Genomic DNA, 10,928 nt, shown 5'->3' on the forward strand with positions numbered 1-10,928 from the left:
TTCAAATTAAGCCAAATTACATAACAATATAAAAATAACTTCCAACTTTGATAAAAAAAATAAATAATACACATTTTTATATCAAAATTGGGCATAACAGATTTACATATGTTAAACAAATTATTTCATCATAATTGGATTGCAATTATATATTTCAATTTTAAAATGTTACCATTTCATCAAGCAATTTATCTGCCATTTGATTTCCGTCATAAAGTACGTTTTGAATGCCTTAAAGGGAAAATTATAATAAACCCAAACATTAAACTTCGTAGAGGTATTATAGCTATAGGAGGAAGAGGAAGTGAAATGTTTCCTCACAATCCAACTATTATCAATTTTCGAAAAGGAGGAAAAATATATTTAAATGGAATCACAGAAATAGGGGTCGGGAGCTATTTATATATAGGTGAAAATGGCACTCTTACATTAGGTAATAAAGTACGAATAGGAGCTTTTAGCAAATTATATTGCAACAAAAGAATAACAATAGGGGACGAGGTTGGCATTAGTTGGGAAAGTCAAATATTTGACACAAATTTTCATTTCATGGAAAACATCGAAAACAAACAAATTTTAGAAAAAGACACTCCTATCATAATAGGTTCCTATAACTGGTTTGGAAACCGAGTAAACATTATGAAAGGAACTAAAACACCAGACCACTGTATTATTGCCTCTAATAGTTTATGCAATAAAGATTATACCAATTTTCCCCTCTATTCACTTATAGCAGGTTCTCCTGCCAAATTCATAAAACAAGGAGTTAGACGATTATTTGAAGGAGTTGATTTATAAAAATAATAATAACTTTTTGAGAATTCTATAAGATGGTTAAGTAAACTCTAATTTAAAATAAAAGTCTATAAATAGTTATCTCAAATAAAAAATCTGTAGGTAACTGTTTATATAAAACATTAAATCAGTAAATTATAGAAAAATCTACTAAGTCTATCAAAATAATCTATGAAAACAATAGCTGTACTACTCACAGTATTCAACCGTAAAACAAAAACATTAGAATGCTTAAAACGCATTTACAATCAGGAAAAAGTAGATAATCTTAAAATAGATATTTACCTTACCAATGACGGATGTACAGATGGAACTCCAGAAGCTGTAAAAGAGTTATATCCGAATGTAAAGATTATTTATGGTAACGGGAATCTTTTTTGGAACAGAGGGATGTATACCGCATGGGAAGAAGCAGCCAAACAAAATTATGATTTCTATTTGTGGCTGAATGATGATACATATACCTATCCCTATATGCTAAAATCATTAATTGAAAGTTCTTCTCTTCACTCGGATTCTTGTATCATTGTAGGAGCAACTCAAGACACCAATCATCAACAAGCTACTTACGGAGGAAGATTAAGCAATGGAAAAATTCCATTTTCTCAGAATTCAGAAACAGAAGTTCATTATTTTAATGGAAACATTGTGCTGATACCACGCAAAGTATTTCAAGTCTTAGGAAACTTAGACTATGTGTTTACACACAGTAAAGGTGATTTTGATTATGGAATGCGAGCAAAAAAAGTCGGGATAAAAATGTTTCAGACAGCTTCTTTCTTAGGGGAATGTGATTTACATGAATCCATTGACAAATGGTGTGATCCTACTATTCCATTCAAACAGCGTTGGAAGCTCCTTCATCGCCCTAATGGAATGCCTCCTTATGAAACATTCCATCTGGAAAAAAGACATTTTGGACTTCTTACAGCATTGTTTCACTATTGTACAATCCATATTCGCTGTATCATTCCATCATTATGGATTAAACTAAATAAGACTCAGCAAGTATCATCGAAAAAAAATAATTAAATAAACAATATGAAAAATATTAAAATAGCCGTAGCCGGAACCGGTTACGTAGGCTTATCAATAGCCACACTCCTAGCACAACATCATAAAGTAACAGCAGTAGATGTAATTCCTGAAAAGGTAGAAAAAATCAACAATCGTATCAGCCCGATACAGGATGAATACATCGAAAAGTATCTGGCAGAAAAGGAACTGAACCTTACTGCTACATTGGATGGAAAAGCTGCTTACAAAGATGCAGACTTTGTAGTGATTGCAGCTCCTACCAACTATGATCCGGTGAAGAACTACTTCGACACCAGCCATGTAGAAGAAGTGATTGATTTGATACTGGAAGTGAATCCGGATGCCGTTATGGTAATCAAGAGTACCATTCCTGTAGGTTACTGCCGTAGCCTGTATGTGAAATATGCAGAGAAATTTGCAAATACTCCTGCTCTTGCCGGAAAGAAATTCAATCTGCTTTTCTCTCCGGAGTTCCTGCGTGAAAGCAAGGCACTGTATGATAATCTCTACCCCAGCCGTATCATCGTAGGTATCCCTAAAGTTATCAAAGGACAGGATAAGGAAAATGAAGCAATTGCTTCCATTGCAGGAGAACATCTGGAAGAGGCAGCTCATACTTTTGCAGCTCTCTTGCAGGAAGGAGCTTTGAAAGAGAATATCGACACTCTTTTTATGGGAATGAAAGAAGCGGAAGCTGTGAAACTGTTTGCCAATACTTATCTGGCTCTGCGTGTATCGTACTTTAACGAACTGGATACCTATGCAGAAATGAAAGGTCTGGATACGCAGGCGATTATTCAGGGTATCAGTCTGGATCCGCGTATCGGTTCTCATTACAACAATCCTTCATTCGGTTATGGTGGCTATTGCTTGCCGAAAGATACCAAACAGCTGCTGGCTAACTACCAGGATGTACCGGAAAATCTGATTGAAGCGATTGTAGAATCAAACCGTACCCGTAAGGACTTTATTGCAGACCGTGTACTGCACATGGCAGGATATTATGATTATTACAACCGTGGCGATTATAATCCTTCGGAAGAAAAAACTTGTACTATCGGTGTATACCGTCTAACCATGAAATCGAATAGTGATAACTTCCGTCAAAGCTCTATTCAGGGAGTAATGAAACGTATCAAGGCGAAAGGTGCAACTGTCATTATTTATGAACCTACTTTGGAAAATGGTAGTACCTTCTTTGGCTCACAGGTGGTTAATAACTTGGATGAATTTAAGAAACAAGCTCAGGCTATTATCGCTAACCGATATGATAACTGTCTGGATGATGTGAAAGAGAAGGTGTATACTCGTGATATTTTTAGAAGAGATTAAAAAAACAACGAAAATCATGGATACTGAAGAAAAAAAATTAGCTCCCATTATTCTGTTTGCTTTTAAGCGGCTGATTCCTTTAAAAAAAACAATAGAATCTCTACTCTTAAATGAAGAAGCTAAAGATTCTATATTGTACATTTTCGTGGATGGAGCACGTGAAGAAAAACCTTTAGAAAAAGAAAAAGTACAAACAGTTCAATCATATGTAAAAGAAATAAAAGGTTTTAAATCTGTTCACTATTTTTTCAGTGAACAAAATAAAGGATTAGGAAAATCTATCATAGAAGGAGTTACCCAAATTATTAATCAATATGGAAATGCTATCGTTTTAGAAGATGATTTAATTTTAGCTACCAATTTTCTTTCTTTCATGAATCAAGGACTTAATCTCTATGAGAAAGAAAGTAAAGTTTTTTCAATTTGTGGATATACTAACAAAATAAAAACTCCTAAAAACTACCCTTATGATAGCTATTTCTGTACTCGCAGTAGCTCATGGGGATGGGCGACTTGGGCTGATAGATGGAATAGTGTAGATTGGGAATTGACAAACTGGAATAGTTATTCTAAAACCAAAAAGAATTTTAATAAATGGGGAGGATCCGACTGTTTCAGAATGTTACGTTCTGTAAAAGAAGGAAAAGGAAATTCTTGGGCAATTAGGTTTTGTTTTGCACAGTTTCTACAAGACAAATTATCTTTATTTCCTATTATTAGTAAAGTTAAAAATGAAGGTTTTGATGGAGAAGGAACAAATTGTAAAAAATGGAGTAGATTCAAACATATATTTGACATTAGCAACATCAAAAAATTTAACTTTCCAACTTCTATAGAATTGAATAAACAGCTATATAAATCGGCTATGAGTTATCATTCTATTCCTATTAGAATTTATAGTAGAATAATGTATTTAATCCATAATTAAATGAAACCTAAAATCTTATTTATCATGCACATGCCTCCTCCTGTTCATGGAGCAGCGATGATGGGAAAATATATTCATGACAGTAAATTAATAAATGATACATTTGATTGTCTTTATATAAATCCTTCTGCTTCAAAAGAAGTAGCTAATGTTGGAAAAATAAATTTAAAAAAATTCCTATTCCTATTTTCTAATATATACAAAATAATTAAAACAGTCTTAAGAAAAAAACCAGATTTATGTTATTTCACCTCAACAGTAGGAGGAGTTGGTATTTTTCGAGATATGATTATTGTAGGAGTATTAAAATTACTTAGACAAAAAATTGTCTTACATTTACATAATAAGGGCGCTAAAAAGTATAACCAAAAACAGCCTTTATCAATAATTGCATATAAAATAATTTTCTCAAATGTAAAAGTAATCCAATTGTCTGAATATTTATATGAGGATATAGAAAAGTTTGTTGCTAAGACTAATATATTTATATGCCCTAACGGAATCCCTGAGACTTTAGTAACAGAACCCTCTGTAAACAGAAATAATAGTGTTCCAAAACTACTATTTTTGTCTAACCTACTCATTGATAAAGGAGTTTTTACCTTACTTGATGCTTGTAAAATTCTAAAAGACAAAGGATATAAATTTTCATGTGATTTTGTAGGAGGAGAAACTATCGATATTAATGCAGAAAGATTTTACCAAGAAGTACAAGTAAGAGAATTAACTAATACTGTTGCATATAGAGGTAGAAAATACGGAAAAGAAAAAGAGGCTTTCTTTAATCACGCAGATATTTTCGTCTTCCCTACTTTTTATAAAGGAGAAACCTTTGGATTAGTGAATCTTGAAGCAATGGAACACAAACTCCCTATTGTATCAACAGATGAAGGTGGTATACCCGATGTTGTCAAAAATGGTGAGAATGGATTTATTTGTATTAAAGATAATCCAGATTCACTTGCCAAATGTATAGAGAAATTACTCCTTGACAAAAATCTTCGTTACAAAATGGGAGAAGATGGATATAAAAAATTCAAAACCTACTATACATTACCTACATTTGAGAAAAACATTAAATCAATTTTAATGCAATGTATTAAGAACTAAATTAGATTAATAAAATAATTATACTTTTATTTTACATATGTTATCTATACTTATCAACGCATATGCTTGTTCTCCCAATATGGGTAGCGAACCAGGAATGGCATGGAACTGGTGTATAAATCTTGCAAAGCATTGCGAACTGCATATTATCACAGAAGGAGAGTTCAGAGATAATATAGAAAAAGTTCTCCCTACTCTACCTCAAGGAAAAAATATGTATTTCTATTACAATCCAGTTTCGGATAAGGTTAGAAAAATGTGCTGGAATCAAGGCGACTGGAGATTCTACTATTATTACAATAAATGGCAGAAAAAAACACTTCAAATAGCCAATGAAATAATTAAAGAACACCATATAGATTTAATCCATCAACTCAATATGGTAGGATTTAGAGAACCTGGCTATTTGTGGAAAATAGAAAACAAACCTTTTATATGGGGACCAATTGCTGGTATTGGCTCTATTCCTTTTTCTTTCATGAAAGATTCTAACTTAAAATTTAAGTTATTCTATATTCTCAAAAACCAAATTACAGCACTGCAATTAAGATATTCCTCTAAAGTAAACTCTGCTCTTAAATCTGCAAGTTTATTAATCACTGCCACTCCTGAAACAGGACAAATCATTAAAAAGATACATAATATAGATAGCATTCAAATTAATGAGACTGGTTGTTCTATAAAAGAATATACATCTGATATTAAGAAAGATGATACATTCTTTGATATTCTTTGGGTAGGAAGATTTATTTATACAAAGCAACTCAAGTTAGCACTTGATGTTATAAATCAAATAAAAAACCTCAAGAATATCAGATTTCATATTGTAGGACAAGCTTTTAATGCAGAAGAAACAGAAAAATATAAAAAATATGCGCAGACATTAGGAATTGATAATATTTGTGTTTGGCATGGACAAATTCCTAATAATGAAGTATTAATGCTCATGCAAAAATCACACCTGTTTTTCTTCACCAGTATTTTCGAAGCTACTTCAACTGTTATACTTGAAGCTATACAAAATAAATTACCTATAGTATGCTTCGACCGATGCGGATTTGGTCCTATTGTAGATTCATCTATAGGAAGAAAAATACAGCTTTCAACTCCACAAAATGCAATCATTGATTTTGCACGGGAAATAACAGAATTGTATAATCATAAAAACTTATTAGATACAATGTCTAATAATTGTATTAAAAAACAGCAGGAACTTTCCTGGGATAACAAAGCCAAACAAATGGTAGAGTTATACAACAGCATTGCACAAAAATAAACAATCATTATTCTTGTGAAAACCAATCAATTTAAAATACATATACTTATTCTCTCAAGCTGGATGGCTTCTTTTGCTGTTTCAGCACAACAAAACACTTCTACCCTAACCTACCGGGTTGAAACGTCCGGGAATGTATCGGAGGGTACATACGCTCCACTTTGGTTTACTGCCAACCGATATGGATTGTCGGGCAATGAAACTAAAAGCGGATACCTGCGTGCGGGAATGGAGTATAAAAAGACATTGAAACATCATTGGAAAGTACAGGCTGGCATAGACTTGGCCGGGGCAGTGAACCAGACCAGTGGTTTTGTGGTGCAGCAGGCGTATGGGGATATTTCGTGGAAGTTTCTGACACTGAGCATAGGAAGTAAGGAACGGCCGGGTATTCCGATGGAGAAGTACGAACGGCTGAGCAGCGGAATGATGGTAGAGGGGGCGAATGCAAGGCCTATCCCGCAAATACGTGGAGAAATAGCAGAGTATATCGCTGTACCGGGTACCGGACGCTGGCTGGCTTTTAAAGGACACATGGCGTATGGGATGCTGACGGATAATAACTGGAAAAAGAACTTTGTACAAACGGAGCATGACTACGGAAGGGATATTCTGTATCATAGCAAATCGCTGATGTTCCGAATCGGGAACAGGGAAAAGCTTCCGGTAGAGTTTGAATTCGGCTTGATTGATGCGGCTTTGTTTGGTGGAGAAAGGATGCGAAAGCAAAAGGACGGAAGCTTTAAAATGGTGCAGGATATGCCGGATGGCCTGAAGAGTTTTTTCAAGGCATTTCTGCCGCTGAGAAGTGAGGATAAAATGGCAAATGTAGAAGGGAATCATGTGGGAAGCTGGAATTTTGCACTGAATTATTATCTGAACGACTGGAAATTCAGGGTGTATCTGGAGCATTATTTTGATGATCATTCGCAGATTGCCTGGCAGTATGGAAGATGGAAAGATGGTCAGCTGGGAATAGATGTGACACTGCCGGAAAATCGTTTTGTAAGCCGGGTGGTATGGGAAACGATGTCGACCAAAGATCAGACTGGCCCCATTCTGTATGACGGGTTTGCGGGTAGTTTTCCGGAATATCAGGTGAGTGCAAAGGATAATTATTATAACAATGGGGAGGCTACTTCGTGGCATCACTGGGGAATGGGGATAGGAAATCCTCTCCTGCCGGGACCGATTTATAATACGGACGGTATTCTGATGTTTAAAAGCAACAGGGTTCGCTCGAATCATGTGGGGATAGAAGGTAATCCTACAGGGGAATGGAATTATCGTGTGCTGGTATCGTTTGCACGCCACTGGGGTACGTATGACGAACCTTTGGACAAGCAGCGTAAACAGTTCAGTTCGCTGTATGAGGTGACTTATACACCTGTGTGGACAAAAGGATGGAGTGTATCGGCTGCATTGGGACTGGACAGAGGGAATTATTTAGGAAATTCAACGGGTGGAATGCTGACACTGAAAAAAACGGGTAGCATCTTATAAAAATGGGAAAGGGATTTTACAAGATAGGAATAGTGGGATGGATGGTCTTGCTGCTCCTGATGGGTGGATGCAAGAAGGCACCCATCAACGATAAAATAGAGGGGATGTGGAAACTGGAAGAGTTTACTACACACGAAGACGGAAAAACGCATCCCTGCGAACGGATTTATTATAGTATACAGCTGTGGGTGGTGGATGTAGCCGAGAAACAGGGTGCTCATGGTTACAAGCCTTCGGTGGGCCGTTTTATGTATGGAGAGGATGAAAAAACGGTTACAATGAAGGATTTTCATTATCGGGACTGGACAACAGACAGCAAAGAGGCTACTGCTTTGGAGGACTTGATACCGTATGGAATAAATAGTCTGGAAACAACTTTCGAAGTGGTAAAAGCGGATGGAAAGAGCCTGATTTTACGTTCGGATTATGCCACACTAAGATTTACAGGTTTCTGAAAAAACAGGAATAAAATAAAATACAGCTAAATTGTTGATTGAAATCATATTCTTTCTATATTTGCAAATACAGTTACTTAGCACCCAATGAATAGCAAAAGGAAAAATTATACTCCAACCCCCAGGCATAACCCGGAAGTGCAAGCTCGGCGTATAGACAGGCTCAGCGAAAATGTAGCACAGCTAAATAAGGTTTTGAAGAGTGTTACTACATCGTATGACAGACATATGGAGCATCTGTCTGCATTTGCCAAGCATGATTTTAATATAAATTTCTAATACGGATGGATGTCAAGCAGATTTTAATAATAGATGATGAAGCTGTTCAGGCACAAGCTTTGACTGCAACGATAAAAGAGATATTTCCGGAAGCGAATGTCTTTTTTGCATCGGGTAAGGAGGATATTGAATACTGCATAGAAAATAAATTCTATAATCTGGTATTGCTCGACCTGCGAATGGATTGCTATGAATTTGACGGAATGTCGCTGGCTCAAAGAATCATCGAAATCAATCCGTTTTCCAAAATTTTATTTGTATCAAAGTTTATTGTGGAATATATGCCTCAATTGTCTAAAATGCTGGCAAGAGGGGAAGTGATCGGATTCTCGGAAAAAAGAACATATGACGAATGGAAACCGGAACTGAAAAATATTATAGAGGAGTATTATTTTTCAATAGAAAATGAACCTTCGAAAGTGAATGTAGCACTTCTCTCCTACTATATGGACTTGAAAAATGAAAACGATGCGTTTAAGAAGGGAAAGAAATACGAAGATTTTATTGCTGTTCTTTTCAGAAGTATCGGATTTCAGGAAATCATGAAAAGGGTGAAGGACGAGTCGCTGAACGAGGTGGATTTAGTGATCCGAAATGATATAAAAGATGAATTCCTTTCTAAATTCGGAAAGTATATATTGATTGAATGTAAAAATAAGCCGGATACGAAAACGGATAAGAATGATTATATTCTCTTCCATAGCAAACTGGAAAATGCTTCGAATATGGCCGAACTAGGCTTCTTGTTTACAACCTCATCTGTAACACGTAATACGTATATAGAGGCGGCAAGAAATTCTAAATCGAGCAAAAAGGTCATCATCATAGACAATGTGGCGATGTCGCAATTATTGCAATATGATAACCTGAAAGAAGGATTGAAAAAAATTATTGACAGCCAGGTAAAAGATAACTAACTGGTGTTTCGTAAATTGACTTTTGCTTAAATAATATGCAGGAGGCCTGGGAACGGGTCTCCTTATTTTATTCCATAAACCGGAGTGTCTGGTTCACTCCTCTTCCATCAACACCGTCTGCACCGTCTGCCACACAGAGGGTTCCAAAAGAAAATAGGGAACAGCTTCCGGGCTTCCCTCAAAATAAAAGAATAAATGCTTGATACCGGGTGCCTCGGAATAGGTATAGGGCTGGATGCGGACAATGGCAATGCCCCGCGCCTGAAGACGGGACAATAAACGCACACGCTGACGCTTGTTCAGCGATTTATACTTCTGATAAAGGGTATCTATGTCGTAAGTTTTCATCATGCTTTACAGATTGGACTTGGATACGCAAAAATAATATTTAATCTTATTATATATGCTAAAACTGAAAGAGTTATCTCTTCTGACTTCCAGAAGGGAGCTATCGTCGTTGCCTGATGGCAAGTTGCTTATCAATACGATTAATGCTCATTCTTATAATACGGCTCTGAAAGACAGCCTGTTTGCCGAAGCACTGACCAAAGGGGATGTACTGATTCCCGACGGGGCCAGCGTGGTGATGGCGTGCCGGTGGCTGAAAGCGAAATCGCAGCCTGTGGAGCGTATTGCAGGATGGGACTTGTTTGTGCACGAAATGGACAGACTGAACCGGAAAGGGGGTACGTGTTTCTTTATGGGTAGCAGCGAGAAGGTGCTGGAGCTGATCCGGAAGCGGGCGGCTGTGGATTATCCGAACATCAAGGTGGAAACGTATTCGCCTCCGTATAAGCCGGAGTTTAGCGAAGAGGATAACAAAGGGATTATCGAAGCGATTAACAGGGCGAATCCGGACTTGCTGTGGATTGGTATGACGGCACCGAAGCAGGAGAAGTGGACGTATACGCACTGGAAGGAACTGGAGATTCATTGCCACGTGGGAACGATTGGGGCGGTGTTTGACTTCTTTGCGGGTACGGTGGAGCGTGCTCCGCTGTGGTGGCAGGAGCATGGCCTGGAGTGGTTGTACCGTTTGCTGAAGGAGCCGAAACGGATGTGGAGACGGTATATCATCGGGAACACGCTGTTTCTGAAGAATGTGGTAAAAGAAATGATAAATTAATTTATATATAAAGAGAATGAAAAGATATTGCCAGACTTTGGATCTCTACGACGACAAGGAGCTGATAGCGGCGTACGTGGAGGAGCATGCCCATGTATGGGAGGAAGTGAAGGCGGGAATCCGCGAAGTGGGAATCCTGGATATGCAGATTTATATCTATGGGAACCGG

At 36.9% G+C, this 10,928-nt stretch carries 12 protein-coding genes; 11 read left to right on the forward strand and 1 reads right to left on the reverse strand.

Annotation, left to right across the window (positions count from 1 at the left end):
- Nucleotides 1-108 precede the first annotated feature (108 nt).
- The 9 genes from WKU26_RS12170 to WKU26_RS12210 all read left to right on the forward strand — a co-directional run bounded on the left by WKU26_RS12170 (nt 109) and on the right by WKU26_RS12210 (nt 9,633).
- The gene (locus WKU26_RS12170; protein ID WP_340322228.1) at nt 109-798 is read left to right on the forward strand and encodes an acyltransferase; all 690 of its coding nucleotides are present in this window, start codon (nt 109-111) and stop codon (nt 796-798) included.
- A 168-nt stretch (nt 799-966) separates the two neighbouring features.
- A complete protein-coding gene (locus WKU26_RS12175) occupies nt 967-1,827 on the forward strand; it encodes a glycosyltransferase family 2 protein (protein ID WP_340322229.1) in 861 nt (286 codons plus the stop codon).
- A gap of 9 nt (nt 1,828-1,836) precedes the next feature.
- Nucleotides 1,837-3,165 (forward strand): nucleotide sugar dehydrogenase, encoded by a 1,329-nt coding sequence (locus WKU26_RS12180; RefSeq protein WP_340322230.1) that lies wholly within the window; start codon nt 1,837-1,839, stop codon nt 3,163-3,165.
- Nucleotides 3,166-3,181: 16 nt separating this feature from the next.
- Nucleotides 3,182-4,093: a glycosyl transferase gene (locus WKU26_RS12185; RefSeq protein WP_340322231.1), complete on the forward strand. Its 912-nt coding sequence runs from the start codon at nt 3,182-3,184 to the stop codon at nt 4,091-4,093.
- On the forward strand, nt 4,094-5,203 hold the full coding sequence (locus WKU26_RS12190; RefSeq protein ID WP_340322232.1) for a glycosyltransferase family 4 protein: 1,110 nt from the start codon (nt 4,094-4,096) through the stop codon (nt 5,201-5,203). It abuts the gene before it with no gap.
- Nucleotides 5,204-5,282: 79 nt separating this feature from the next.
- Nucleotides 5,283-6,479, forward strand: coding sequence for a glycosyltransferase family 4 protein (locus WKU26_RS12195; RefSeq protein ID WP_340322233.1), 1,197 nt, complete (start codon nt 5,283-5,285; stop codon nt 6,477-6,479).
- Between the two features lie 63 nt (nt 6,480-6,542).
- Complete coding sequence (locus WKU26_RS12200) at nt 6,543-7,982, forward strand: capsule assembly Wzi family protein (RefSeq protein ID WP_340322238.1); 1,440 nt, start codon at nt 6,543-6,545, stop codon at nt 7,980-7,982.
- Between the two features lie 2 nt (nt 7,983-7,984).
- Complete coding sequence (locus tag WKU26_RS12205; RefSeq protein ID WP_340322234.1) at nt 7,985-8,437, forward strand: lipocalin-like domain-containing protein; 453 nt, start codon at nt 7,985-7,987, stop codon at nt 8,435-8,437.
- Between the two features lie 284 nt (nt 8,438-8,721).
- Nucleotides 8,722-9,633: a response regulator gene (locus tag WKU26_RS12210; RefSeq protein ID WP_340322235.1), complete on the forward strand. Its 912-nt coding sequence runs from the start codon at nt 8,722-8,724 to the stop codon at nt 9,631-9,633.
- Nucleotides 9,634-9,726: 93 nt separating this feature from the next.
- On the opposite strand, the gene WKU26_RS12215 is transcribed toward WKU26_RS12210, so the two are convergent.
- Nucleotides 9,727-9,981 carry a hypothetical protein gene (locus WKU26_RS12215; RefSeq protein WP_340322236.1) on the reverse strand — a complete coding sequence of 85 codons (255 nt, stop codon included), beginning with the start codon at nt 9,979-9,981 and terminating at the stop codon, nt 9,727-9,729.
- A gap of 55 nt (nt 9,982-10,036) precedes the next feature.
- Between WKU26_RS12215 and WKU26_RS12220 the strand changes: the two genes are divergently transcribed.
- Together WKU26_RS12220 and WKU26_RS12225 are read left to right on the forward strand one after the other, a co-directional pair.
- Entirely contained in the window at nt 10,037-10,759 is a 723-nt protein-coding gene (locus WKU26_RS12220) for a WecB/TagA/CpsF family glycosyltransferase (RefSeq protein ID WP_340322237.1), read from the forward strand.
- A 16-nt stretch (nt 10,760-10,775) separates the two neighbouring features.
- Nucleotides 10,776-10,928 (forward strand): L-rhamnose mutarotase (locus tag WKU26_RS12225; protein WP_340322239.1); only part of this gene is annotated, 153 nt, incomplete at its 3' end.

It is taken from the genome of Phocaeicola sp. HCN-40430 (genome assembly GCF_037890285.1).
GTDB lineage: Bacteria > Bacteroidota > Bacteroidia > Bacteroidales > Bacteroidaceae > Phocaeicola > Phocaeicola acetigenes.